The organism is Actinoallomurus sp. NPDC052274 (assembly GCF_040679475.1).
Classification (GTDB): Bacteria; Actinomycetota; Actinomycetes; order Streptosporangiales; family Streptosporangiaceae; genus Actinoallomurus; species Actinoallomurus liliacearum.
The window spans coordinates 29808-52326 of the sequence record NZ_JBFAUT010000008.1 but is presented as its reverse complement, the minus strand read 5'-3'; the positions used below and the strand labels follow the sequence as shown (position 1 = coordinate 52326).

Annotated in this window: 28 protein-coding genes and 1 tRNA gene; 10 read left to right on the top strand and 19 right to left on the bottom strand. The window is 70.6% G+C overall.

Annotation, left to right across the window (positions count from 1 at the left end; translation table 11 throughout):
- Positions 1-118: 118 nt before the first annotated feature.
- The 7 genes from AB0K82_RS09520 to AB0K82_RS09490 all read right to left on the bottom strand — a co-directional run bounded on the left by AB0K82_RS09520 (position 119) and on the right by AB0K82_RS09490 (position 3297).
- A complete protein-coding gene (locus AB0K82_RS09520; RefSeq protein ID WP_364394752.1) occupies positions 119-688 on the bottom strand; it encodes a TetR/AcrR family transcriptional regulator in 570 nt (189 codons plus the stop codon).
- A gap of 46 nt (positions 689-734) precedes the next feature.
- Positions 735-1211, bottom strand: a complete 477-nt coding sequence (locus AB0K82_RS09515) for a hypothetical protein (protein ID WP_364394750.1) — start codon at positions 1209-1211, stop codon at positions 735-737.
- Positions 1212-1464: 253 nt separating this feature from the next.
- Positions 1465-1554: transfer RNA gene (locus tag AB0K82_RS09510), tRNA-Ser, on the bottom strand.
- Positions 1555-1565: 11 nt separating this feature from the next.
- A complete protein-coding gene (gene tadA, locus AB0K82_RS09505; protein WP_364395048.1) occupies positions 1566-2033 on the bottom strand; it encodes a tRNA adenosine(34) deaminase TadA in 468 nt (155 codons plus the stop codon).
- Between the two features lie 32 nt (positions 2034-2065).
- Complete coding sequence (locus tag AB0K82_RS09500) at positions 2066-2518, bottom strand: tRNA adenosine deaminase-associated protein (protein ID WP_364394748.1); 453 nt, start codon at positions 2516-2518, stop codon at positions 2066-2068.
- A gap of 26 nt (positions 2519-2544) precedes the next feature.
- Positions 2545-3021 carry a tRNA adenosine deaminase-associated protein gene (locus AB0K82_RS09495; RefSeq protein WP_364394746.1) on the bottom strand — a complete coding sequence of 159 codons (477 nt, stop codon included), beginning with the start codon at positions 3019-3021 and terminating at the stop codon, positions 2545-2547.
- Between the two features lie 87 nt (positions 3022-3108).
- Positions 3109-3297, bottom strand: a complete 189-nt coding sequence (locus tag AB0K82_RS09490) for a hypothetical protein (protein ID WP_345366142.1) — start codon at positions 3295-3297, stop codon at positions 3109-3111.
- A 51-nt stretch (positions 3298-3348) separates the two neighbouring features.
- Between AB0K82_RS09490 and upp the strand changes: the two genes are divergently transcribed.
- The 3 genes from upp to AB0K82_RS09475 all read left to right on the top strand — a co-directional run bounded on the left by upp (position 3349) and on the right by AB0K82_RS09475 (position 6236).
- Positions 3349-3987, top strand: a complete 639-nt coding sequence (gene upp / locus AB0K82_RS09485) for a uracil phosphoribosyltransferase (RefSeq protein WP_364394744.1) — start codon at positions 3349-3351, stop codon at positions 3985-3987.
- A 256-nt stretch (positions 3988-4243) separates the two neighbouring features.
- On the top strand, positions 4244-4771 hold the full coding sequence (locus AB0K82_RS09480; RefSeq protein WP_364394742.1) for a PH domain-containing protein: 528 nt from the start codon (positions 4244-4246) through the stop codon (positions 4769-4771).
- 133 nt (positions 4772-4904) lie between these two features.
- Positions 4905-6236, top strand: a complete 1332-nt coding sequence (locus tag AB0K82_RS09475) for a helix-turn-helix domain-containing protein (RefSeq protein ID WP_364394740.1) — start codon at positions 4905-4907, stop codon at positions 6234-6236.
- A gap of 41 nt (positions 6237-6277) precedes the next feature.
- Here the strand turns inward: AB0K82_RS09475 and AB0K82_RS09470 are convergent, their stop codons facing one another.
- Positions 6278-7111 (bottom strand): DMT family transporter, encoded by an 834-nt coding sequence (locus tag AB0K82_RS09470; protein ID WP_364394738.1) that lies wholly within the window; start codon positions 7109-7111, stop codon positions 6278-6280.
- Complete coding sequence (locus tag AB0K82_RS09465; protein WP_364394736.1) at positions 7108-7758, bottom strand: phenylalanine--tRNA ligase beta subunit-related protein; 651 nt, start codon at positions 7756-7758, stop codon at positions 7108-7110. Before AB0K82_RS09465 ends, AB0K82_RS09470 begins: the two co-directional genes overlap by 4 nt.
- Before the next feature lie 76 nt (positions 7759-7834).
- Between AB0K82_RS09465 and AB0K82_RS09460 the strand changes: the two genes are divergently transcribed.
- The gene (locus tag AB0K82_RS09460; RefSeq protein ID WP_364394734.1) at positions 7835-8392 is read left to right on the top strand and encodes an XRE family transcriptional regulator; all 558 of its coding nucleotides are present in this window, start codon (positions 7835-7837) and stop codon (positions 8390-8392) included.
- A 13-nt stretch (positions 8393-8405) separates the two neighbouring features.
- Here the strand turns inward: AB0K82_RS09460 and AB0K82_RS09455 are convergent, their stop codons facing one another.
- Positions 8406-9359: an aldo/keto reductase gene (locus AB0K82_RS09455; protein ID WP_364394732.1), complete on the bottom strand. Its 954-nt coding sequence runs from the start codon at positions 9357-9359 to the stop codon at positions 8406-8408.
- A gap of 272 nt (positions 9360-9631) precedes the next feature.
- Between AB0K82_RS09455 and AB0K82_RS09450 the strand changes: the two genes are divergently transcribed.
- Complete coding sequence (locus AB0K82_RS09450) at positions 9632-9997, top strand: nuclear transport factor 2 family protein (RefSeq protein ID WP_364394730.1); 366 nt, start codon at positions 9632-9634, stop codon at positions 9995-9997.
- An 86-nt stretch (positions 9998-10083) separates the two neighbouring features.
- Positions 10084-11022 (top strand): NAD-dependent epimerase/dehydratase family protein, encoded by a 939-nt coding sequence (locus tag AB0K82_RS09445; protein ID WP_364394728.1) that lies wholly within the window; start codon positions 10084-10086, stop codon positions 11020-11022.
- Positions 11023-11065: 43 nt separating this feature from the next.
- On the opposite strand, the gene AB0K82_RS09440 is transcribed toward AB0K82_RS09445, so the two are convergent.
- Positions 11066-12598, bottom strand: a complete 1533-nt coding sequence (locus tag AB0K82_RS09440) for a GNAT family N-acetyltransferase (protein ID WP_364394726.1) — start codon at positions 12596-12598, stop codon at positions 11066-11068.
- A gap of 134 nt (positions 12599-12732) precedes the next feature.
- Here AB0K82_RS09440 and AB0K82_RS09435 point away from each other — a divergent pair, with 134 nt between their 5' ends.
- Entirely contained in the window at positions 12733-13335 is a 603-nt protein-coding gene (locus tag AB0K82_RS09435; RefSeq protein WP_364395046.1) for a disulfide bond formation protein DsbA, read from the top strand.
- Here AB0K82_RS09435 and AB0K82_RS09430 read toward each other — a convergent pair.
- From AB0K82_RS09430 to AB0K82_RS09420, 3 genes are all read right to left on the bottom strand, one after another.
- Positions 13325-15295: a translation factor GTPase family protein gene (locus tag AB0K82_RS09430; protein ID WP_364394724.1), complete on the bottom strand. Its 1971-nt coding sequence runs from the start codon at positions 15293-15295 to the stop codon at positions 13325-13327. The two genes, AB0K82_RS09435 and AB0K82_RS09430, sit on opposite strands and share 11 nt — an antisense overlap.
- A 218-nt stretch (positions 15296-15513) precedes the next feature.
- The gene (locus AB0K82_RS09425) at positions 15514-16275 is read right to left on the bottom strand and encodes a MerR family transcriptional regulator (protein WP_364394722.1); all 762 of its coding nucleotides are present in this window, start codon (positions 16273-16275) and stop codon (positions 15514-15516) included.
- Between the two features lie 84 nt (positions 16276-16359).
- Entirely contained in the window at positions 16360-16755 is a 396-nt protein-coding gene (locus AB0K82_RS09420) for a nuclear transport factor 2 family protein (protein WP_364394720.1), read from the bottom strand.
- Between the two features lie 87 nt (positions 16756-16842).
- Between AB0K82_RS09420 and AB0K82_RS09415 the strand changes: the two genes are divergently transcribed.
- Positions 16843-17295 carry a MarR family transcriptional regulator gene (locus tag AB0K82_RS09415; protein WP_364394718.1) on the top strand — a complete coding sequence of 151 codons (453 nt, stop codon included), beginning with the start codon at positions 16843-16845 and terminating at the stop codon, positions 17293-17295.
- A 17-nt stretch (positions 17296-17312) separates the two neighbouring features.
- Here AB0K82_RS09415 and AB0K82_RS09410 read toward each other — a convergent pair whose 3' ends face one another.
- The 4 genes from AB0K82_RS09410 to AB0K82_RS09395 are packed head-to-tail and all read right to left on the bottom strand — an operon-like array spanning position 17313 to position 19196.
- On the bottom strand, positions 17313-17429 hold the full coding sequence (locus tag AB0K82_RS09410; protein ID WP_364394716.1) for a DUF397 domain-containing protein: 117 nt from the start codon (positions 17427-17429) through the stop codon (positions 17313-17315).
- Positions 17417-18001: a DUF5753 domain-containing protein gene (locus tag AB0K82_RS09405; RefSeq protein ID WP_364394714.1), complete on the bottom strand. Its 585-nt coding sequence runs from the start codon at positions 17999-18001 to the stop codon at positions 17417-17419. The genes AB0K82_RS09410 and AB0K82_RS09405 overlap by 13 nt, the downstream gene beginning before the upstream one ends.
- Before the next feature lie 31 nt (positions 18002-18032).
- Positions 18033-18926 (bottom strand): IS982 family transposase, encoded by an 894-nt coding sequence (locus tag AB0K82_RS09400; protein WP_364394712.1) that lies wholly within the window; start codon positions 18924-18926, stop codon positions 18033-18035.
- 54 nt (positions 18927-18980) lie between these two features.
- Positions 18981-19196: a helix-turn-helix transcriptional regulator gene (locus AB0K82_RS09395; RefSeq protein WP_364394711.1), complete on the bottom strand. Its 216-nt coding sequence runs from the start codon at positions 19194-19196 to the stop codon at positions 18981-18983.
- A 267-nt stretch (positions 19197-19463) separates the two neighbouring features.
- Between AB0K82_RS09395 and AB0K82_RS09390 the strand changes: the two genes are divergently transcribed.
- Both AB0K82_RS09390 and AB0K82_RS09385 read left to right on the top strand, forming a co-directional pair.
- Positions 19464-19643 carry a hypothetical protein gene (locus AB0K82_RS09390; protein ID WP_364394710.1) on the top strand — a complete coding sequence of 60 codons (180 nt, stop codon included), beginning with the start codon at positions 19464-19466 and terminating at the stop codon, positions 19641-19643.
- Positions 19640-19849, top strand: coding sequence for a hypothetical protein (locus AB0K82_RS09385; protein WP_364394709.1), 210 nt, complete (start codon positions 19640-19642; stop codon positions 19847-19849). Before AB0K82_RS09390 ends, AB0K82_RS09385 begins: the two co-directional genes overlap by 4 nt.
- A gap of 1154 nt (positions 19850-21003) precedes the next feature.
- Here the strand turns inward: AB0K82_RS09385 and AB0K82_RS09380 are convergent.
- Entirely contained in the window at positions 21004-22437 is a 1434-nt protein-coding gene (locus AB0K82_RS09380) for an Ig-like domain-containing protein (protein ID WP_364394707.1), read from the bottom strand.
- Positions 22438-22519: the final 82 nt, after the last annotated feature.

Genomic DNA, 22519 nt, shown 5'->3' with positions numbered 1-22519 from the left:
AACGCGATAGATCCCGCTGGAGGCGGGCCGAACACCAAGTTTCCTTTACCCGCTCACCGTCGGCTCAGCCGCGCGTGGCCGATCTCCGCCACACTCCCGGCCGCGGGCGGTCCCGCCCTCAGGACGTCACCCGGGCGGCGAGCAGGCCCAGCACGCCCTTGACGGCGTCCTCGAACGGCTCGACGGAGGCGGCCGCCCGGGCGAGCACATAGCCGCCCTGCAGCGTGGCGACGATCGCCGCCGCCGTGGCCACGGGATCGAGGTCGCTCGCCAGCTCGCCCCGCTCCCGCCCCTCCGCGAGAACCCGGCCCAGCCGTCGCCGCAGCCAGTCGAAGGTCTCCTCCAGCGGCTGCCGGAGCACCGCATCGGTGATCACGTCCGGATCCTGGGTCAGGCGCCCGACCGGGCACCCGCGCAGCACTTCCCGTTCGCGGAGCAGGTAGGCCTCGATGCGCTCGTACGCGGTGCCCGGCCCGGACAGCTCGCCCTCCGCCTTGTCCCGCATGTCCTCGGCGGTACGGCGCACGGCCACCAGCGCGAGGGCCGGCTTGCCGGTGAAGTGGTGGTACATGCTGCCCTGACCGACGCCGGCCCGCTGCTGGATCGCCCGCGGGCTCGTCCCGACGTACCCGCGCTCCCACAGCAACTCACGCGTGCTCTCGATCAGACGCTCCCGGGTGTTGTCCATGCGGCCATCGTACAAACCAGTAGGTACAGCGGCTTCCGATCGAGCCTCATGGCTGATAGATCTGCTCCAGGTAGGTGATCCGCCCGTCCGCGCCGACCCGGATCTGAAAGCCGATGCTCGGCAGTTGGCTCTTGTTCCGCGCCAGAGCGGCCACGAAGGTCGCCGGGGTCACCGAATCGGCGGTCGGGTCGAGCCCGTGGAGCGGCACCCGCAGCAGGATCCGGGCATCAGGCCGCAGTTCGAGGGTCGTCGGCGGCCCGGTGACCGTGACCTTGAAGTACTCGGAGTAATCGTCCACGACGTGCCTGACCTTGGCCGGTCGATACGTCACCCGCGTGCGCCCGGCCGCACTGTCCGCCCCCACCATCACCCCGGTAAGGCTCCTCGGTCGCGCCGTGGGCGAGGTCCGGGTGGCCGACGGACCGACCGCGGGCCGATGACCGGGCCGGTCGTGGCCGCAGCCACCGCACAGGACACCGGCGACCGCCACGAACGCCGCGAACCGGAGACGGATGACGCGCACGCTCCCCCTCGATCGTCCGGGTGATCCCCGGGGAGACCCTGAGGGCCCCGGCCGCTTCCACAACCTGGATCACGATCGAATCACGCGCACGACTCGGGCTGCCAGCCCAGAAGGAATCCCGAAGCCCCGTAAAGGGACCACCGAACCCCGCGGAGCGCGCGGCGAAGCCGCGCACCGGGGGGTCCGGGGGGGTCGTCCCCCCGGAAGGAAGCAGAAAAACGGGAAGGTGGCCCCCGAAGGGGGCCACCGAACATGGCGGTGGAGGTGGGATTTGAACCCACGGATGAGTTGCCCCATCACACGCTTTCGAGGCGTGCGCCCTCGGCCACTAGGCGACTCCACCAAGAGGGCAGCCTACCGGAACTCGGACGGTCCTCGGTCACGTCGGGCGGTGAAGAACTCGGTGAGCAGTGCGGCGCACTCGTCGGCGAGGACGCCGGAGACGACCTCGGGACGGTGGTTGAGCCGCCGGTCGCGTACGACGTCCCAGAGTGAGCCGACAGCGCCGACCTTGGGATCGTGGGCGCCGAAGACGATCCGGTCCAGTCTGGCGAGGACGGCGGCTCCGGCGCACATGGTGCAGGGCTCGAGGGTGACGACGAGGGTGCAGCCGGACAGGCGCCACTCGCCTCGGCGCGCGGCGGCCTGGCGGATGGCGACGATCTCCGCGTGCGCGGTGGGGTCGCCGGTGCGCTCCCGCTCGTTGTGGCCGGCGCCGATGACCTGACCGTCGGGCGCGAGCACGATGGCGCCGACGGGCACGTCGGCGGCGGCCCGCCTCGCCTCCTTGAGCGCGAGCCTCATGGCCGCGGCCTCGTCCATCGTCGGGCCTCCGGCGTCCGTCCCGGCCGTGGTCACCGCAGCCGGTCGTACTCCTCGGCGAACCCGGCCCCTTCGGCGATGACCGACAGCGCGTCGCCCGGAAGGGTGCGCTCGCCGAGTGCGGTCAGGGCCGCGGGGGTGGTTCCGAGGTCGGCGAGGAGCTCCGGGTCGCCGATCGGCTCCTCGCTCGTCGTCTCCGCGGGGGCGTCGAGCTGCTCGCTGAGCATCTCGGCCAGCTCGCTGCCCTGGGGTGCCCTGCCGTCGGAGAGGAAGACGCGGGGGTCCTCGCCGTCGTCGAGGCGGACGACGGCGAACCACTCGTCCTCCTGCTCGACGAGGAGGACGACCGTGTCGGCCGCCGTCTCGACGCCGGTCTCCCGCATGATGTCGGCGATGTCGTCAAGGCCGGTGACCTCGGTGAGGTCCGGCTCGGTCCCGATCCATCCGGCGTCGCTGCGCGCGAACACCCCGCAGAAGTACGGCACGGTTCCATTCTCTCCCGAAACCGGCGCTACTCGATCGCCCGCTCGAAGGCCACGGCGAAGCCGAGTCGTTTGGCGATGCTCGACAGCATCTCGTCGGGATACAGGTCGAGGTCGCCGGAGAGGGCGCCGAGCTCCATCTCGTCCAGGCCCAGGTCCGCGAAGATCGACATGTCGCCCGCCGGGAGGACCTGGTCGAGTTCCTCGTCGTCGGGGATGTCGAGCTCGAGGAACTCGACGATCTGCCTCGCCAGCTCCCAGTCCACGGACGCGGTGACGTCGGACAGGAAGACGATCACCTCGTCGCCCAGCACCCGTAGTGCCGCGAAGAAGTCGTCGCCGACCGCGACGAGCCCGATGGTGCCGCCCAGGCTGGGCTGTTGTCGGAGGGCGTGGATCAGCCCCTCGAGGTCTTCCGTCAGTGCGATGGGAAGCTGCTCCACCTCCCACGCGTCGTCCTCGCGATAGACCACGACAGCGAAGTCCGCCGTGTCCAGTTCAGTCATCTTCCACCCCACCCGCGCGCGTCCTGCTCGGGCATCTTGGCAGATGCGGGGGCCGAAGGATCGCGGCACGGGAAAACCCGGGTTCGGTCAGTTGGCTCGGAAGGTGCGCATGCGGACCGCCTCGCGAACGCGTTCATGGCGTGCTCGGCGCGGGGTCACGCGCTTGCGGAGCTCCCGCGCCTCGGCCAGCTCGCGGAGGAAGACCGCCCTGCGGCGCAGTCGGTCACGGATCTCCTCGGGGCTCATTCGGTCGTCGGGGTTCGTCCCTTCGCTCATGGCCGGGTACGTTCCCAATGCTCAGACATCCATTCAGATACCGTTTCGGACATGAAGACCCTCGTCGTCGATCACCCCCTCGTCGCGCACAAGCTCACGACGCTCCGCGACGCGACCACCGACTCCCCCACCTTCCGCCGGCTCGCCGACGAGCTCGTCACCCTGCTCGCGTACGAGGCGACCCGTGACGTCCGCGTCGCCGATGTGACAGTCACCACACCCGTCGCCCAGGCCGAAGGCGTACGGCTGACGCGCCCGCAGCCGCTGGTCGTGCCGATCCTGCGCGCGGGCCTCGGGATGCTGGACGGGATGACGCGGCTGCTGCCGACCGCCGAGGTCGGTTTCCTCGGCATGGTCCGGAACGAGGGCACGCTCCAGGCGACGACGTACGCCACGCGGTTGCCGGACGACCTGTCGGGCCGGCAGTGCTACGTCCTGGACCCGATGCTGGCCACCGGCGGCACATTGGCCGCCGCGATCCGGCTCCTCATGGGCCGGGGCGCCGACGACGTCACCGCGATCTGTCTGCTGGCGGCCCCGGAGGGCATCGCGCACATGGAGGAGAAGCTCGCGGACTGTCCCGTTCCGGTCCGTGTCGTCACCGCCGCGATCGACTCCCACCTGAACGAGAAGGGCTTCATCGTGCCGGGCCTCGGCGACGCCGGGGACCGCCTGTACGGCGTGGTGTGAGCTCTCGACAGGCTCTCGACAGGCTCTCGACGCGCGGCTCTTTGCTACTGGATCGCTGCGTGGTGTACAAATTTAATGGGTCAGTGTGTCGGCCTTCGGGAGGCGGGGTTTCCTTGAAGAAGTACCTCACTCGGACGGGCGGGGCCTTGACGGGCCCGTGCTCGCCGAAGTCCCATGATGCGCCGCAGCTCCCTCGGAACGCACACGGCGGCCCCGCGTCGGCGGGCGTTTCGGTGGCCGAATTCGTGACCGCGCCATGAGACTGGTGACGCCGGGCGATTCGGCGCCCGCATCCATCCACCGCTACCTCCTGCCGCACGAGCATCAAGTGATCACCGTTCGGCGCCATCCCGCGGTGCTGATGACCCCCATCGGCTTCGTGCTCGGCGGCCTCATCATCGCCGGCGTCCTCAGCAACCTGCTGGCGAAGCAGGGCGGGGCCGTCGTCAGCTGGATCTGGTGGGCCTGGCTCCTGCTGCTCGCCTGGTTCGTCCTGAAGGTCGCCGAGTGGTCCGTCGACTACTTCGTGATAACGAACCAGCGCATGCTCCTGACCACGGGCCTGGTGACGCGTAAGGTGGCGATGATGCCGCTGTCCAAGGTCACCGACATGAGCTTCCAGCGGTCCATCACCGGGCGGATGCTCGGCTACGGGGAGTTCGTCCTGGAGTCCGCGGGGCAGGACCAGGCGTTCCGCGTCGTCAGCTTCCTCCCGTACCCCGAACAGCTCTACCTCGAGGTCTGCAGCATGATCTTTCCGAGCAAGGACGACGCTGACGACTGATTCGACCCACACCTTGACCAAAACTTATCCATGTTGTCCTTGTTGTTTGGGTTACTCTCCATGTGTGAGGTAGTGCACCCCACAAACAAGACGTAACCCATTACGGGTGAAGCCCTTCGGTAAGTGAGTCGAGATGCCGGGTCAAGGAAGCGTCGGGGAGCGGGTCCGTAACCTACGCCTGAGTAAACACCTCTCTCAGGCGCAGCTTGCCGGGACAGAGCTGTCCGACAGTTACATCTCATTGATCGAGTCGGGGAAGCGCACCCCGACGCCCGCCGTGGTCCGGCTGCTCGCGAGCCGACTGGGCTGCCTCCCCGAGTACCTCTCCGAGGGCATCGAGCCGGAGGAGCGCCTCCACCTGCAGGTGCGCGTACGCCACGCGGAGCTCGCCCTGCTGGCCGGAGACGCCGACCAGGCGCTCAGCTTGTTCACGGACATCCTCTCCGCCATCGACAACGACCCCGACCTGGCCAAGCGCGCCCGCTGGGGACAGGCCCGCGCGCTGGAGGCCCGGGGCGACGGCGAAGACGCGATCAAGGCGCTGGAGGAGCTTCGCGAGGAGGCCGCGCGCGACCGCGGCCGGGCGGGCTGGCTGCCGGTGATCGTCGTCCTCGCCCGGTGCTACCGCGCCGCCGGCGACCTCGGCCGTACGATCGCGCTCGGCGAGTCCGCGCTCGAGCGGCTCGCGGAGCTGGGTCTGTTCGGCGGGGAGGAGGCGGCCGAGGTCGGGCGCACGCTCATCGCCACCTACCTCGACCGCGGTGACACGGCGCAGGCGCAGGCGCTCTCCGACCGTCTGCTCGCCGCGTCCGAGTCGGACCCCAACGTCATGATCACCGCGTACCGCAAGGCCAGCCAGCGCGCGCTGGAGGAGGGCGCGGGCGGGGAGTCCCTCTACCTCGCCGACCAGGCCCTCGCGCTGCACGCGGGCGAGACCCTGGCCAGGGCGCAGGCCCGGCTCCGGGTGGCGTCGGCGCGCAGCCTGCTGCCCGGCGACGCCTCGGCGGAGTCCGCCGCCAAGGCGCTGGAGCTCCTGCGCGCGGCGGAGGAGTCGCTCAGCGGCGTCGACGCCGCCGAGTGCCTCATCGAGACCGCCCGGTCGAAGATGGTGCTCGGCGAACCCGGTGCGGCGGTCACGATCGCCCAGCGGGTCCTGACCGAGCTGAGCGCCCACCCCGGCGGCTCGGTGACCGGCATCCGGGCCCGGCTCATGCTCGCCCAGGCGTTCGTGGCCACCGGGGACCGCGAGGAGGCGCTGACCGCGCTGCGCGCCACCGGGGACCAGCTCCGCATGCTCACCCCGTCGCGCGCGACGGCACGGGTGTGGCGCGAGCTGGGCGACCTGTTCGGCGCCGCCGGCGACAGCGAGGCGATGATGGACTCCTACCGGACGGCGCTCGAGTCCGCCGGTCTGCGTTCCAGCCCGCAGCACTCCAGCGTCGTCGCCAACCTCGGCAGTCACTGACCCGGCGGGCCGGCCGACTCCGAACGGCCGGCCCTTCGGAGTCAGCCGGTGGTGACGAGGCCGACGCCGACGACCGCGATGAACAGGCCCACGCGCTGGACGCGCCGCAGCCGCTCCCCGTACACCACGCGGGCGAGCAGCACGGTGCTGGCCGGGTAGAGGGAGCTGAGGACGCCGGCGACGCTGAGCGTGCCGGCCCGGGCGGCGAAGACGTACAGCGTGTTGCCGAGCATGTCGAGGCCGCCGGCCAGCAGGGCGATGCCGAACGTCCCGCGGTCCCGGATCAGCGCGCGGGGACCACGGCGGTTCACGGCGGCGACGATGACGACGACCAGCAGGCCCGACACCTTGGAAGCCGCCAGCGGCCAGAGGGTGCCGTCGTCGCCCAGCTTGAGGATCACGAAGAACAGGCCGAAGCTCGTCCCCGCGAGGGCCGCGAGGACCGGACCGCCGGTCAGCCGGACCGGCCCGGACCCGCGCTCGACGCTGACGAAGCAGATGGCGACGAGGCACAGGACGATCCCGGCGACCGTCGTGAGGCTGAGCCGGTCGCCGCGGGCCACCCCGACGGCCGCCGGGACGACCGCGGCCATCAGCCCGGACACCGGCGCGACGACGCTCATCGGCCCCATCGCCAGCGCGCGGTAGAAGACCAGCAGTCCGCTGCCGCCGGCGAGTCCGGCGGCCGCGCCCCAGGCGGCCTGTACGGCGTGCCAGTGCCCGGAGAAGACGGCCACGGGCAGCAGCAGGCACAGTCCGGCCGGGAGGCTGGCCAGCAGGACCCTCAGGTCGTCGGAACGACGTGTCGCCGATCCTCCGCAGAAGTCACCGGCGCCGAACGCGATCGCGGAGGCGAGGGCCAGGAGGATGGTCACGGTTCGAGCAGGCGCGTGCGGATGACGACGTCGGGGGAGATCTCGGCGAGCATGCCGCTCAGCGCCTCGCCGGCCGCGCGCAGGCGGTCCAGCGGGTACGGCTCCAGCCGCTCCAGGATGAACAGGGCGTTCTTCGTGTCCTCGGTGATGCGGGTGCGGGTGCACTGGCGCCAGTTCCAGCGGCGGCAGGTCACGCCCGTGTCGTCCCGCCAGATGACCTCGCCGGGCTCGGGGTGCTCGACGACGGCCTCGCCGTTCTTCACCGTGTCGAAGGGCTCGTCCCCGGTCGCGCGCACGAGCCGGGCCGGCCCGTCGTACGCGTCGAGGTCCTCGCCGCCGATGGGCAGCTCGAACCGCACGCTGACCACGTTGTAGGCGTCCACGACCCGGTTGATCTCCGGCAGGTCGCCGCGGCGCAGCAGGGCGTCCACCGACGGCCGGGCCCGCTTGGGATTGACGCCGAACCCGCGATAGGCCTCACGCCAGGCCTCCACGTGGCCGCCGGCCACGCCGTCCGCCTCCGGCGTGACGTCACCGGTACGGCCGTCCGAGGGCCCGTTCGCGAGCCCCTCCGCGGTCAGCAGCAGGACCGCGAAGTCGGGACGCAGGGCCTGAACCGCCTCATCGATGACGATCTGGTCGAGCATCGGACAACTCCCTCTCCTCATCGGTCGGTTCAGCATACCGTGCGGTGCAATGTAATGACCCTCTAGGGTGTCCTCCGTGACGGACAAGGTCGGCGACGCGGTCGCCCGCACCGTACGCTCCCTCCGCGCGGCCCACGGCTGGAGCCTCGATCAGCTCGCCGCACGAGCGGGGGTGAGCAAGGGTGTCCTCGTCGCGCTCGAACAGGCCCGCGGCAACCCCAACCTCGGCACGCTCATCCGCGTGTCCGAGGCGCTCGGCGTCCCCCTCACCAGGCTCGTGCAGGTGGAGGAGGAGCCGCCGATCCAGTTCTTCCCGGCCGCCCGTCAGGTCGTCCTGTGGCAGGGCCCGTCCGGCGGCACCGGCACACTGCTCGCGGGCAGCGACCCACGCCCCTCGGTGGAGCTCTGGCGCTGGGTGCTGCGCCCGGGCGAGTGCCGCGACAGCGAACCGCACACTCCCGGCACCCGCGAGATCGTGACGGTGGACTCCGGGCGGCTCGCCCTGACCGTCGACGCCAGCCGTACGGAGATCGGGGCGGGCGACACCGCCGTCTTCCACGGCGACCGGCCGCACTCGTACGCCAACGAGGGCGACAACGACGTCCGGTTCGTCCTCGCCGTCATGGACCTGTGAGCGCGGCGGACGCTCAGCAGCGGCCGCCGACCGGCGGGGGCAGGGCGTCGAGGTCGGCCAGGTCCTCCTCGGTGAGGTCCACACCGGCCGCCCGGGTGTTCTCGTACAGGTAGCGCTGCCGCCGCGTCCCCGGGATGGGGATGACGTGGCCGCCCTGGGCGAGCGTCCAGGCGATCGCGACCTGCGCCGGGGTGACCGCGTGCCGCGCGGCGACCTTGCGTACGACGTCGACGATGCGCAGGTTCTGCCGGAGCGCGGTCGGCTGGAAGCGCGGAAGCCTCCGGCGCAGGTCGCTCTCCTCGAACTCGGCCGTCGCGACGGCGCCGGTGAGGAAGCCCCGGCCGAGCGGCGCGAACGGCACGAACGCCGCGCCGTTGGCGGCGCACCAGCCGACGACGTTCCCCTGGCCGTCCGCGCCGAGCGCGTCCCGGGTCCACAGCGACAGCTCCGACTGGATCGCCGCCACGGGGTGGAGGCGGTGCGCCTCCTCGGCCTGCGCGACGGTCACCTCCGACAGGCCGAGGTACCGGACCTTGCCCTCGGCGACCAGGTCGGCCATGGCCCCCCACGTCTCGGCCAGCGGCACGTCCGGGTCGACGCGGTGCAGGTAGTACAGGTCGATGGCGTCGACGTTCAGGCGCCGCAGGCTCGCGGCGGCGCCCGCGCGAATGTGCTCCGGCGTACCGTCACGGGCCGCCCGGCGCGTCTCCGGGTCCACGACCAGGCCCACTTTGGTGCCCACCACGACGAGGTCCCGGATCCCGCGCAGGGCCCGACCAACGAGCGTCTCGCCCCGCCCGGCGCCGTAGACGTCGGCGGTGTCCAGGAACGTCACGCCCAGGTCCACGGCCTCCCTGATCAGCCCGACCGATCGGCGATCGTCCCGCTCGGACTCGGTGTACGCCCCGCTCATCCCCATGCAGCCGAGCCCGACCGCGCCCACCTTGCGGTCCGCGAATCTCCTCATCCCGGGTCCCTCCTGGGGTCAGGCCACGGCCTCCCGCACGGGCACGGCCGCATCGGGCGCAGGGAGTCTCGGTATACCCGGGGCGCGCGGATTCGACGCCGAGAGCCACGCCGAGCGGGAGGTCCGCCGGACGGAAGCCCGCCGAGCGAGAGACCCGCCGGACGGGAGGCCCGGCCGTTACCTCCCACGTAATCGATCTTCTGCCGTCGCACCGGCATTGTTGGGGCCATCGGATCCGACGGGGGTCGGATCCACGAGGGAGAGGGAACACCATGAGCGACATCAACGAGCTGGTCGGCCGCTACATCGACACCTGGAACGAGAAGGACCCCGCCGCCCGCCGCGCCGCGGTCGAGGGCCTCTGGACGGAGGACGGCACCTACGTGGACCCGCTGGCCGACGTCGCGGGCCACGACGGCATCGACGCGGTCATCGGCGCGGTGCAGGGGCAGTTCCCCGACTTCGTCTTCCGGCTCGGCCCGACGGTCGACGCCCACCACAACCTGGCGCGCTTCACCTGGGAGCTCGGCCCGGAGGGCGCCGAGGCGGTCGTGATCGGCTTCGACGTGGCGGTCATCGCCGAGGACGGCCGGATCCAGCACGTCCACGGCTTCCTGGACAAGGTCCCCGCCGTCTGACCCGTGAACCGTGACAGGGTGGCCGGTGCCGACGCGTCCGACGCGCATGCCATGGGCGGCCTGCGGATCGCCTACGCTTCTCGAACATGCGCATTCTCGTGACCGGCGGCGCCGGCTTCATCGGCTCTCACCTGACGGACGCCTTCCTCGCGAACGGTGACGAGGTCGCCGTTCTCGACGACCTGTCCCGGGGCCGGCCGGGGCGTCTCGACCCGTCGATCACCCTCCACAAGGTGAACATCACGGACGCTCCGGCGCTGCGAGCGGTCGTCGAGAGCGTACGGCCCGAGCTGATCTGCCATCTCGCCGCGCAGATCGACGTCCGGGTCTCGGTGGACGCGCCGGCCGACGACGCGGTCGTCAACGTCGTCGGCACCGTCAACGTGCTGGAGGCCGCCCGCGCGGTCGGCGCTCGGGTGCTGTTCGCCAGCACCGGTGGCGCGATCTACGGCGTGGACGCACCGGTGCCGACGTCCGAAGACGTCCTGCCGGGTCCCGAAGCGCCGTACGGCACCGCGAAGTACTGCGCCGAGCAGTACCTCGGCCTGTACAACCGGCTGTACGGCACCCGGCACGCGGCGCTGCGGCTCGCCAACGTCTACGGACCCCGGCAGGACCCGGCGGGCGAGGCGGGCGTCGTCGGCATCTTCTGCGGGCGCGCGTTCCGCGGCGAGCGGCCGACGGTCTTCGGCGACGGCCACCAGACCCGCGACTACGTGTACGTCGGCGACGTCGCCGACGCGTTCGTCGCGGCCGCGCGTACGGACCGGCCGGGCGTCTGGAACGTCGGGACGGGCCACGAGACCAGCGTCCGCGAGCTGATCGACCTGCTCGGCCGCGCCTCGGGCCGGGACCTGGACCCGGAGTACGCGCCGGCCCGCCCCGGCGAGCTCCAGCGCAGCGCGCTGGCGAACGACAGCGCGGCGCGAGACCTGGGCTGGACGCCCCGCACGACGGTCGCCGACGGCCTCGCGGCCGTCTACGCCTGGGTGGCGGACGGCTCCCCCGACCGCGCCGGCCGCTGACCGGTCAGGGGGCGTCGCCAGGACGAAGATCCACCAGGCGCCCCTAGGGTGCGATCCGGTAGTGGTAGCCGTACGACCGGGTGAACCCGGCCTTCTCGTAGAGCCGCCGGGCCGCGTCGTTGTCCATCTCGACCTGGAGATACATCCGGTGCGCGCCCTGGCGGGCGGCCCAGCGGGCGCCCGCCCCGAGGATGGCGGCGCCGAGGCCCTCGCGCCGCCGCTCCGGATGGACGGCCATGCAGAAGGCGCCGGCCCAGCCGGTGTCGGCCACGAACAGGCCCATGCCGGCGGGCCTTCCGTCCCGCACCGCGGCCGCGAACCCGGCCGGTGCGGCGATGCGCGAGATCACCTGCCGGCCGACCGCCGCCGAGTCGGCGTGGTCGTCGAGTTCGGCGAAGACCGGGAGCCACGTCTCGGGGCTCTCGTCGATCCGGACCCGCGCCGCGGCGTCCTCCGTCGCGGCGACCACGTCCTCGGTGAACGCCGTGAGCACGGCCACCGGCGCCTCGCGTCGGTACCCGCGATGGTCGAGCAGGGCGTCGACGCTCTCAAAGCCGGTGGGGATCTGCACGATGACCGGCCGGGAGCGTTCCCGGTAGAAGCGCTCGACGTCGCGGACGGCCGGCTCCGCGTCGGCCCGCGGCGGCACGGCCGAGTTCGAGCGGCGCCGCCGGACATCCGACGTGTGCCGTAGCAGCCAGCCCGCGCGTTCCTCGACGAACTCGGCCGGCCAGGCCGCGCGGGCCCGGCGTTCGACCAGGTCGACGACGGACGAGCGGCAGGCGTCCGCGATCGGCCCGACCAGGCCGGCGAGGAGGTCCTGATCCTCCGGCCGCGCGGGCTCGTACTCGGTGATGCCGAGACCGGCCACCTCGAACCGCCGGGCGAGGGCGCGCACCATCGCGAGCAGCCGGTCGGGGGTCAGCCCTCCTGGGGTGGGCAGGCCGACGGAGCGGAAGACCGACGGGTCGAGGACGTCGAGGTCGATGTGCACGTACACGGCCGACGCGTCGCCGACCGCCTCGACGAGCGCCTCCGGGTCGTCGACGACGGGGATGCCGGCGGCGGTCGCGTACTCGTGTTCGGCCGGGTCGAGGTCCCGGACGCCGGCGAGCACGACCTGGCCCGGTTTCAGCGGGCGGCCGGGCACCAGGTCGGCCGGGCCGTCGCCCAGCAGGGTGCGCAAGACCATGCCGTGGAAGGCGTCGGAGGGCGACGAGGCCGGCGTGTTGAGGTCGCCGTGCGCGTCGAACCAGACGACGGCGAGCCGGTCGCCGTACCGGCGTGCCGCCGCGGCGACCGGCTCGAGTTCGACGCCGCAGTCGCCGCCGAGTGTGACGGCGAACCGGCCGCCGGCACGTTCCAGGGCGGCGCGGATCCGCAGCGCGTTGCCGGTGAGTGCCGCCGCGCCCGCGCCGTCCACGATGTCGACGCTCACCCGGTCGGCGGTGGGCAGGAGGTCGGCCAGGAGACGGGCCCCGGCGCGGAGCCGGTGCGCCCTCGCGGAGGACGACCCCTGCCACTGCGGCACCTCGATCACCGTCGTCTCGGGCCGCGTCGGCTCATCGTTGTCCATCGGAGGCAATCCTAGGGAGCCGACCGGCGCCGGGCCGAGCGAGTTCCTCGCATTGGCCCAATCGATTGCCGCCCTATTGGTCCTTACGGCCCGGCCATTGCGCTCCCTACGCTGACGGCGTGATCGATGCTGAGATGTGGTTCGACCCCAAGTGCCCGTGGGCGTGGATCGCCTCCCGCTGGCTGCTCGAAGTGGAGAAGGTGCGTGACGTCCGCGTGCGCTTCCACGTCATGAGCCTGGCGATGCTCAACGACGGCCGCGAGGGCCTCGAGGAGTGGTACGCGGAGTGGCTGCGGGACACGTGGGGCCCGGTGCGCGTGGCGATCGCGGCCGAGCAGAAGTACGGCGGCGAGGTGCTGCGCGACCTGTACACCGCGCTCGGCACCCGGATCCACCACGACAAGGCCCCGGTCGGCCGCCCGCTGTACCTCGACGCGCTGGCCGAGGTGGGCCTGCCCGCGGAGCTCGCCGACGCGGCCGACGTCACCGACTACGACGAGGCCCTGCGTGAGAGCCAGCACGCGGGCCTGGACCCGGTCGGGGAGGACCTCGGCACGCCGGCGATCCACGTACCCGGCCCGAACGGCGAGCGGATCGCCTTCTTCGGGCCGGTCGTCAGCCCCATCCCGCGCGGTGAGGAGGCCGGGCGGCTGTGGGACGGCGTACTCCTGGTGGCGGGCACCGACGGTTTCTTCGAGCTGAAGCGGGCGCGGACCCGCCGCCCGATCACCCGGTGACGGTGACCGGACTCGCCCGGCGCGGCGGCGTCCCCGCGACGCGGCGATGCCCGGCGAACTCCGACAGGAACACCCCCTCCCCTCGGGTCTGCCCCGGCAGCCGCCGCCCGAGCTCGTGCACCCGCCCGAGGGGGAGCACACCGGTCACGTACGTGATGTCGGATCGAACGGCCAGGTCCTGCGGGGTCCCGGCCAGCTCCGCGAGCGTGGCCAGCACCCCGCTGACGACGTCGGACGGCACCTCCAGTTCGAAACGGACGACCGGCTCGTACACGTGGGTTCCGGCCCGGCGCAGCGCCCGCTCCACGAGCCGGGACGCCAGCGTCCGGAAGTCACCGGCGGTGGTGACCGGGCTCGCGTAGCCCGAGTGCGTCAGCGTGACCACGCAGTCCGTGACCTCCCAGCCGTACGGCCCGCGCAGCAGGGCGGCGCGCACGCTGTCCTCGATTGCGGTGTGGAACGCCGCGGGCAGCGATCCCGGCTCGACCTCGAGGCGGTACCGCACTCCGGCGCCCGCCGCGGCGGGCTCGATCCGCAGGCCGGCGGTCGCCCACACCTCATGGTCGCCGTGCCGGTCGATCTCGTGGACCGCCGTACCGACGCCGGCCGGCCGTTCGAGGTAGACGACCCGCGTCTCCGCGAACGCGACGGCGATGCCCTCCTGCTCCTCGAGCTGTGCCTTCAGCACCTCCTTCTGCACCTCCCCGTACAAGAGCACGGAGAGCTCGCGGCTCCGGTCGTCGAAGCGGACGCCGACCAGCGGGTCCTGTTCGGCGAGCCGCTGCAGCGCGGCGTGCAGCAGCGGGCCGTCGGACGGGCGCACGCTGCGGACGACGGTCTCGAGGCTCGGCGGCGCGAACTGCGCCTCGTCCGGCTCGTCTCCGGGACCACCGCATGGATCTCCGGGATGGGCGAGCCGGTCGCCGATCCCGACGTCCTTCAGCCCCCAGAGCCGCACGATGTCGCCCGCGCCCGCCCGGTCCGCCGGCACCGCCCCGCCCTGGTCGAACACCTCCAGCGCGGTGATCTTCCCCGGCCGCTCCTCCCACCCGGCGGCGTCCGACCGTCCGCCGACGCGGCGGTGCACGGCGACGTGCTCCCGGACGCCGACGGACCCGGTACGGAGCCGCGCGTACACGGTCTTCCGGCCGGAGGAGTCATGCTCGATCTTGAACACGGTGCCGGAGAGCGGTTCGTCCCGGCCGCCGCCGGCCGGCGGGAGGAACGCGCGGATGCCGCGGACCAGATCGGCGACGCCCACGCCCGTCACGGCCGAACCGAAGAACACCGGATGCGCCGCCGCCCGGCCGGTCCGCTCGACCAGCCGTCGCCGGCAGTCCGCCGCGTCGACCCGGCCGTCGGCGCGGACGTAGGCGGCCAGGAACGAGTCGTCGCCGTCGGCCAGCACCTCCGCCACCCGTTCGAGGTGCGGCGGATCCGCCGGGGCGTACGGCCGTACGGCGGCGTCCCGGGTACCCAGGCCGGTGACCGTGCTCATCGGCACGGCGCCGGGCGTCAGCCGGCGCGTGATCTCCGCCAGCAGGTCGTCGTCCCTGGCGCCGGTCCGATCGACCTTGTTCACGAAGATCAGGGTGGGGATGCGCAGCCTGGTCAGCACCCGCATGAGGATTCTGGTCTGCACCTGAACGCCCTCGACGGCCGACAGGACCAGCACCGCGCCGTCCAGGACCCGTACCGCGCGTTCGACCTCGGAGACGAAGTCGGAGTGGCCGGGAGTGTCGATCAGGTTGACCTTCAGGTCGTCGATGGTGAACGACACCACCGCCGACCGGATGGTGATGCCGCGCCGCCGCTCCAGCTCCATGGAGTCGGTCTGGGTCGTGCCCCGGTCGACGCTGCCGGGCTCGTCGATTACCCCCGCGTCGAACAGCAGCCGCTCGGTGAGCGTCGTCTTGCCCGCGTCAACATGCGCGAGCACCCCCAGGTTCAGGGTCGTCATGGAGTGTCGTCCTCAATGCCGCCGAGTGATCTTCCGTCGTGATGACCTCTGACCACTGGCGCATCGCAAGCCCCCTGACTCGTTCGGACGACGGCGTCCGCTCCGACGCCGATGCGGCCGGACACTAACAGGGGAGGCGGGGGACGGCACCTCATTTTCCGGCGGCCGATCCGGCGCGCCGCGTCCCGGAGGATCTGCAGCTCCTCCGGGCGGCCTGCTCAGCTCAGCCGGGCGCGGGCGTACGCGGCCATCGCGTCACGCTGGAACTCGGCCAGACCCGCGGTGATCTTCTCGTAGTTCTCGCGGAACCTCGGGTCGTTCACGTACATCTCCCCGAGCTTGGTGAACGCGCACGCGTCCGGCTGCCAGAACCGGCTGACCGCGCGGTAGTTCCAGTCCACCTCGTCCAGGACGACCGGGTCGTCGGGCGCCGCGCCCGCGACCTTCAGCTCGGCCATCCGGACCATCTGCGCGGTCAGGTCCCGCTGCCAGGCCTCCACCTCCTCCGGCGTGAACTCGTTCACGGCCTGCCGGCTCTGCTCGTACTGCTCCGGCCAGCGCTCACGGGCCTCGTCGTCGTACTGCGCGGAGTCCAACCCGGCGAACAGGTTCTCCGGTCGGTTGATCTTCGGCGACACGGTGTCACCTCCTTCTCCCTCGAGTTCGGCGATGGTGCGGGCCACGGTGTCGGCGAGCACGCCGAGCCGCTGACGCTCGGCCAGCAGGCGGGCGTGGTGGCGGCGCAGCGCCGCGACCGTGCTCGGCTCCGAGTCGATCGCCTCCGCGATCTCGGCCAACCCGACCCCCAGCTCCCGGAGGACGAGGATCTGCTGCAGCCGCAGCAACTGCTCCTGCTCGTAGTAGCGGTAGCCGTTGTCCCCGACGTACGCCGGGGTGAGCAGGGCGATCTCGTCGTAGTGCCGGAGGGTCCGCGAGGTGATCCCCGACATGCGGGCCACCTGAGCGATCGACCAGGCCATGACCGTCCCATCCACCGGTGCGGCCGGGCGTTCCGGCCACGGCTCCGACGATAGGAGTTGACGTAACGTCAAGGTCAACCGCGGTCAGGCCGAGGCCGTGTCCCAGATCTTCCGGGCCGCGACCCGGCGGATCCGCCAGCCGTCGGGCGTACGGGCGGCCTCGAGCCGGTACCGCTCGCCGAGGACGCGCCGGTCCGTCGAGGACGCGAAGACGACGAGCAGGTTGGCGTCGATGGTGGCGCGGTCGCCGTCCACCTCGATGAGGGGGTTGGTGATGAAGTGCTGGGTCGCCACGTCGGCCGGGTGCGACCGTCGCGCCTGCGCGGCGAGCGCGTCGATCCCCTGCACCGAGCCGCCCAGCGTGTCGGCCGTCGCGTCCTCGGTGAAGACCGTACGCGCCTCGTCGAACCGTTTCTCGTCCAGCCAGAGGCCCAGACGATTGACCAGGTCGGAGAGCAGGGCGTGGTCGTTCCGTTCCATGACTTACCTCATTCGTTGGCAGTTCCAACATTGGCACGGCCAACGATACACAGAATCGTGGGCCCCGCCAACGGTTAGACTGCGGCCATGCCGGTCGACGACACGACGCCCACGCGCCTGAAGGGCACCCCCAGCTGGCTGCTCGGCCAGGCCGCGATGCACGGTCACCGAATCCTGACCGAGCGGTTCGCCGCCGCCGACGCCCGGGGCTACCACTACCGGCTGCTCGCCGCGCTCCAGGAGTTCGGCCCGGCCAGCCAGGCCACGCTCGGCCGCTGCACGAGCATCGACCGCAGCGACGTCGTCGCGGCACTCAACGAGCTCGCCGCCAAGGGCCTGATCGAACGCTCGCCCGACCCCGCCGACCGTCGGCGCAACATCGTCACGCTCACTCCGGCCGGCGCCGACCACCTCGAGGACCTGACCGCCGTGCTGGTCGAGATCCAGGACGCCCTGCTCGCCCCGCTCTCAGCCCCCGAACGCGAGCAACTGACCCATCTCCTGGCCCGCATCGTCGCCCACCACACCACCCGCCCCTGACCAGCCCGGCAGCGACCTCAGGCGTCGCGCTGCGCGCGGCCGCTCGTCCGTCCTTCACCAACCACAGCCACCTCGACGCAGTTCTCCCCGTTCGAGCTACTACGGGACGACTTCCACCAAATCACGCTGTCCATCGCTCTACTGCCTTCGCTATCAGCTCAACTGAAGCTGCCTGAGGAAGCGCAACTGCTCGGATATTCTCCCAGACTTGCGACATCGCGGACACTTGATCGACGTCTTCAAAGACGTGCCCTTTCAATGTTCCGTCCTGGTAGGCAACCTCCATCCCATCGAACCTCGCGATCATGAAGGCTCCGGCAAGCCCAGGGTGGTAACCGGCTTCACCAGCGGGAATGATATGAACGATCACCTTGGGTCGCATCGACACCTGTATCAGGCGCTCAAGTTGATCTCTCATTACCTTTGGACCTCCGACCGACCTCAGCAGGACTTGTTCGTCGAGGACGAAGACGGCCATCGGCGGATCGGCACGCTCGAGTACGGCGCTCTGGCGTCGCAACCGTTCCTGCACCTGCGCTTCTACGTCGATCGGAGAGTGGTGGTTGTGCCGGAGAACCGCGCGCGTATAGTCCTCCGTCTGCAACAGCCCCGGCACGATCGAATGCTCAAAGGAGAGCAGCGTGTTGGCCTTCGCCTCGACGGCGAGCCACTTCCCCGTCCACTCCGGGGAGACTTCACCGCTCACCAGATCCTCTAGACGAGTAGTTCCGATGTGGTCAGTGATCGAAGGCGGTCAGTGATCTGGTGACCGGTGCGCCGGTGTGGTGGTTGTGCCAGATCGCGGTGGCCATCGCCAGGATGCGCTGGGCGATGCGGACGGCGACGCCCTCGAAGGTCCGCCCTCCGTGTTGTTCCAGGCCGAGCTGGCCTTTGAGGGTGTCGTTGACCGACTCGATCAGCTGCCGGACCGACTTCAGCAGCGGTTCGCCCGGCCGGGATTTCTCGCGTTTGAAGGACGGCCGCAACAACGTGATCCCGCGCATCGCCAGGTCGGCCTCGAGTCGCCGGGAGGCGAAACCCTTGTCGGCGATCAAAAGCAGGCCGGGGCGGTCGGTGGCCAGGTGCGGGTCGCGGTCCAGCATCGCGGTCAGCACGTCGCGTTCGTCGATCTTCGGGCTGGCCAGCGCCCAGGTGATCGGCATCCCGGCCGGGGTGGCGACCAGGAACAGGCGCAGGCCCCAGTAGAACCGCGAGTGCGAGCGGCAGTAGCCGTAGTTCGCCCACCCGGCCAGGTTCGAGCGCATCACCGTCGGCCGCGAGCGCCCGCATTCGACCGGGGTGGAATCGGTGATCCAGACGTTGTCGAACCAGAACGCGGTGTCGGCGGCCAGCGCCTGGATCGCTTGTTTGACCAGCGGCAGCGCTGCCCGCAGGCGTTTGTTGTAGCCGGGCCGTTTGGGCAGGTAGGGGAACATCCCGGACAGATGGGTCCGGGCGAAGCGCAGCCAGCGGGCTTCGGAATGGAAGCCCAGCAGTACTTGGGCGACGGCCAGGCAGATGAGTTCGGAGTCGGTCAGTTTCGGTGGCCTGCCCAGCCATCGCACACCTTCCAACTCGTCATCGATCTTCACGTACAGTGCGGTCAGGAGGGTGTTCAGGTCTTGCGTCACAACATGATCTTGAACGCCCTCTCTTCATGCCCGCACACCGGCACGCCTTCGGAACTACTCGTCTAGCAGGCGACTGACGATCTCCGGCCGGAAGTCCAAGAGGCCGATCATGGAGGCGAGGTGCTCAGGCCGTGGGATCGATCGGCCGGTCTCCCAAGCCGCCACCAACTCGCCGGACACGAAAAGCGCTTTGCCCAACGCAGCCCGACTTATCCGTTTGGTCTCACGGGCAAGCCTGATCTCTCTAGCAAGGAACTGCCGTGCCGACATGCCATTTCCCACCATGATCTTGTAATCCCTCGTAATCGACTGAAGGAGATCCGCGTAGGCCCTTTCACTCTCGCCAGACCTTCCAAGCCTAATCGTGGTACGCGACTCTGGAAATCCACCGCCGATTCCGATGGAGGCATATCCAGATGTCAGCGAGCAGGGCGAACGAAGCGGAAGACGTTCACGTACTGACCGAACGGCTCACGAAGGCATGCCGGGCGGTCGGTCGGTCTGGAGGCGGAGCAGCATGGACCGACACGCGTCTACGTGCACGCTCCGAACACCAGCAACCACCTCGCCGAGGTCGTCACCATCAAGCCGGACACCACCGAACGCCTTCACTGGTGGTGGTCATGGGACAAACCAATCTGCGCCGCAGACGAGATCGACAAGGCCGTAGCAATGATCACCAAAGTCGTCTCCGTTCCGCTCGACTCACGATCGTGACGATCTCAGAGGACCCGTTCGCGAAGCAGCTTCGGGAATCGATCGCCGCGTTCTACAACGCCATCGACCGTCTCGGCCTACCGGCCATGACGTCGGCCTGCGAGTTACTGCAACTCGACCGCCTCGTACGCAGGTACCCGCAGGCGGCAAGAAAGAGCCTGGAGCTCCACTACCAGGACGAAGGCCGGAAGCAACAGCGCCTTTGAGTCAGGTCGGGGCGCGTGGCCGTCGGTCGTGGGAGGTGAGGGACCTACGGCCGTCGGCCTCGTCAGGCTGCGTCGGGGGTGATGAACACGCGTCGATGCGTACGGAAGGCTCGGTAACTGCGACGGGAAAAGGGGCCAAAGCGTACAGATCGGCACTGCAGGCGGAGCTTCTCCGAGCATTCGGCACGCCCCGGCCTGGGAACACGACGGACAAGCACCCCAAATTGCATTCCGGAGCGACTTGTCTCCCCCAGGGGTCTACCAAAAGAAGACGTTCTCTTCTGCCAGTAGACAGCGCGGGACGCAACGCCTTGCCCAGGAGCAGGATGCTCCGCTATGCACGATCCTTTCGCCCGGGCAGCGTTACCGGCACCGACCCGTGCGCGGAGGGTATTCGTGACGACTCGGCGGCCCTCCACCGTTCCCTCCGCGGCCGTGTGCCGCACGGAGTGAGACGGAGGCCGCCTTGGCGGCGGGCGTTCTCCGCCTTTTCGGCCGTCACCCCAGAGGTTCTGGTGATCGATGACGCGTCGGCATATCGGCTCGTTCAGCGGATGGGCGAGGTGCAGCAGGCCGCCATTGTCGGGAGTCGGGCACGCGTACGGCAGCAGGGGAACCCGTTGTAGCGATCGCCATGAGCGCCGACCGCGCGAACCGAGACCGGGCGAGTTCCACGCCCGCCTGTCACGCGCACGCGCTCCCACCCAGATGTCCCGGCCGATTCAGGTCGGGGCGCGAGGCCCCGGTCGCAGGGGGTGAGGGACCTGCGGCCGGCGGCCTCGTCAGGCCGCGTCGGGGGTGATGAGCACTCGTCGATGCGTACGGAAGGCTCGGTAACTGCGGTCTGGGAAGGGGCCAAAGCTCGCAGATCAGCACCGCGCGCGGAGCTTCTCCGAGCATTCGGTACGGCCTCACCTGGCACATACCGGGCAAGCGTCTCAAATAGCACGCCGGAGTGGCCGCTCGCCTCTCCTGGGCGTCTACTGGGGTGACACGTTTTCTCGCGGCAGTACACGGAACGCCGACGCCTGCCCCAGGAGCGGCCGGTCAAGGTCGCGGTACGACTCGGCGGCCTCCGTCATTCCCTCCGTGGCTGTGGGCCGCGCGGAGGGAGACGGAGGCCGCCTTGGCGTGGTGCTCCTATCGCCCGGCGATCAGCTCGCCTTCGTGGCGGTCTTGGCCGTGGGCGGGCAGGCCGGCGTTTCGAAGGTCACGCCGTCGATGAAGTTGCCGAGGTTCGGCTGTCCACCTGCGGCCGACACCGACTCGAAGGAGAAACGTGTGACGGTCTGTCCCGGCGGGACGACGTACACCCCGGTGTAGTGGCCCCAGGCGGTGTTGCCGTCGGAGATGTCCGGGGAGGAGGCCCCGGTCGGGGTCTGCGCCACGGTCGAGCCGGGGGCGCCGATGAGCACCCGCATCACGTCGGTGCCCAGGCGGCCTCGGTGGTACAGCGACCAGGTCAGCCGTGTTCCCGGCACGGTCGGCAGGTCCTGGTACAGCGTGGAGACCTGGTTGGCGTTGAGTTCGGCGAACTGCTGCCCGTCGGCCGCCGGGACCCCCTGGAAGCCGGAACGCCAGAACTCCAGCAGGTGGTCGGTGGCGGTGGTGTGCCAGCCGATGCTCGGATTGGTCGAGGCGTCGGGGAGCAGCTGGTACCCGGTCACCGGTGGCGCTTCGAAGCTGCCGTTGACCAGGTGGACCGGTGCGTCGGTGCAGGGAACGGCGACGGTGACCTTGGCGGTGCTGGTTCCGCAGTCGGTGGTGATGGTGTAGGTGAAGGTGTCGGTGCCGACGAAGCCCGGAGCGGGTGTGTAGACGATGTTGCTACCGGAGATCGTCGCGGTGCCCGCCTTGGGCTGGGTGACGCCGGTGATCGTCGGTGCGTTTCCGGTGTCGTTGGCCAGGACGGGCACGCTGACGGCCTTGCCCTGCGTGGTGGCGGTGTCGTCGGCGGCGTTGGTGGGCGAGATCGACTGCCCGTTCACGATCTGGATCGGTGGAGCGGGCGCGTTGTTGCCGAGCTGACCCGGAGCGGAGTTGTTGCTCCAGATCCCGACCGGCCGGATGGTCATGCTGCGCCCGATGGTGCCTTGCCTGACCCGGAAGGTGATGACCTGCGGGGGCGCGTCGGCCTTGCCGCCCGGTGAGGGGATCGTCAGGGTGGTGCCGCTGATGGAGCCGGCCCCCGACTGGCCGACGACGTCGGCGCTGGCCAGCAGCGACGACAGGTCCCACGTGGTGCGGTACTGGGAGACCACCCACGGCCACTGGGCCGTTTGGTGCCTCAGCGTGACGGTGAAGGTGCTGCCCGGTGCGATCTGCCCACCCCACAAGGATGGGGAGGTGGTGACCGACACCGACCCGCGACCCAGCCGCATCCCGATGAGGTTCTTCCAGTAGTACTCCACGGGGTAGTTCGCCTGCCCGTGCCGGACACACGGCGCGTAGACCGTCCGGGTGACCGCGTGCCGTGCCCCGGCGGCGGCGTGCGCATCGACGCCGGCCGCCACCTGCGCGCCCGCGGCCAGCAGCGCCGACAGGGCACAGGCCGACGCGGTGAGTGCGGATCTGGATCGCTGTGACATCTGCATTGAACTCCCGCTCTGCCGTGAGGGATCTCCTCGTAGATCGACTTCACGGGCGACGTTACCCTCCGCACTAAAATAG

Bases quoted from the DNA above. Each gene is read 5' to 3' on its own strand.
- AB0K82_RS09520 (WP_364394752.1), bottom strand. From the start codon at position 688: ATGGACAACACCCGGGAGCGTCTGATCGAGAGCACGCGTGAGTTGCTG.
- tadA (WP_364395048.1), bottom strand. From the start codon at position 2,033: ATGGACGAGGCCGCGGCCATGAGGCTCGCGCTCAAGGAGGCGAGGCGG.
- AB0K82_RS09495 (WP_364394746.1), bottom strand. From the start codon at position 3,021: ATGACTGAACTGGACACGGCGGACTTCGCTGTCGTGGTCTATCGCGAG.
- AB0K82_RS09490 (WP_345366142.1), bottom strand. From the start codon at position 3,297: ATGAGCGAAGGGACGAACCCCGACGACCGAATGAGCCCCGAGGAGATC.
- upp (WP_364394744.1), top strand. From the start codon at position 3,349: ATGAAGACCCTCGTCGTCGATCACCCCCTCGTCGCGCACAAGCTCACG.
- AB0K82_RS09480 (WP_364394742.1), top strand. From the start codon at position 4,244: ATGAGACTGGTGACGCCGGGCGATTCGGCGCCCGCATCCATCCACCGC.
- AB0K82_RS09475 (WP_364394740.1), top strand. From the start codon at position 4,905: ATGCCGGGTCAAGGAAGCGTCGGGGAGCGGGTCCGTAACCTACGCCTG.
- AB0K82_RS09465 (WP_364394736.1), bottom strand. From the start codon at position 7,758: ATGCTCGACCAGATCGTCATCGATGAGGCGGTTCAGGCCCTGCGTCCC.
- AB0K82_RS09455 (WP_364394732.1), bottom strand. From the start codon at position 9,359: ATGAGGAGATTCGCGGACCGCAAGGTGGGCGCGGTCGGGCTCGGCTGC.
- AB0K82_RS09450 (WP_364394730.1), top strand. From the start codon at position 9,632: ATGAGCGACATCAACGAGCTGGTCGGCCGCTACATCGACACCTGGAAC.
- AB0K82_RS09445 (WP_364394728.1), top strand. From the start codon at position 10,084: ATGCGCATTCTCGTGACCGGCGGCGCCGGCTTCATCGGCTCTCACCTG.
- AB0K82_RS09440 (WP_364394726.1), bottom strand. From the start codon at position 12,598: ATGGACAACGATGAGCCGACGCGGCCCGAGACGACGGTGATCGAGGTG.
- AB0K82_RS09435 (WP_364395046.1), top strand. From the start codon at position 12,733: ATGTGGTTCGACCCCAAGTGCCCGTGGGCGTGGATCGCCTCCCGCTGG.
- AB0K82_RS09430 (WP_364394724.1), bottom strand. From the start codon at position 15,295: ATGACGACCCTGAACCTGGGGGTGCTCGCGCATGTTGACGCGGGCAAG.
- AB0K82_RS09425 (WP_364394722.1), bottom strand. From the start codon at position 16,275: ATGGCCTGGTCGATCGCTCAGGTGGCCCGCATGTCGGGGATCACCTCG.
- AB0K82_RS09420 (WP_364394720.1), bottom strand. From the start codon at position 16,755: ATGGAACGGAACGACCACGCCCTGCTCTCCGACCTGGTCAATCGTCTG.
- AB0K82_RS09415 (WP_364394718.1), top strand. From the start codon at position 16,843: ATGCCGGTCGACGACACGACGCCCACGCGCCTGAAGGGCACCCCCAGC.
- AB0K82_RS09410 (WP_364394716.1), bottom strand. From the start codon at position 17,429: ATGGACAGCGTGATTTGGTGGAAGTCGTCCCGTAGTAGCTCGAACGGG.
- AB0K82_RS09395 (WP_364394711.1), bottom strand. From the start codon at position 19,196: ATGTCGGCACGGCAGTTCCTTGCTAGAGAGATCAGGCTTGCCCGTGAG.
- AB0K82_RS09380 (WP_364394707.1), bottom strand. From the start codon at position 22,437: ATGTCACAGCGATCCAGATCCGCACTCACCGCGTCGGCCTGTGCCCTG.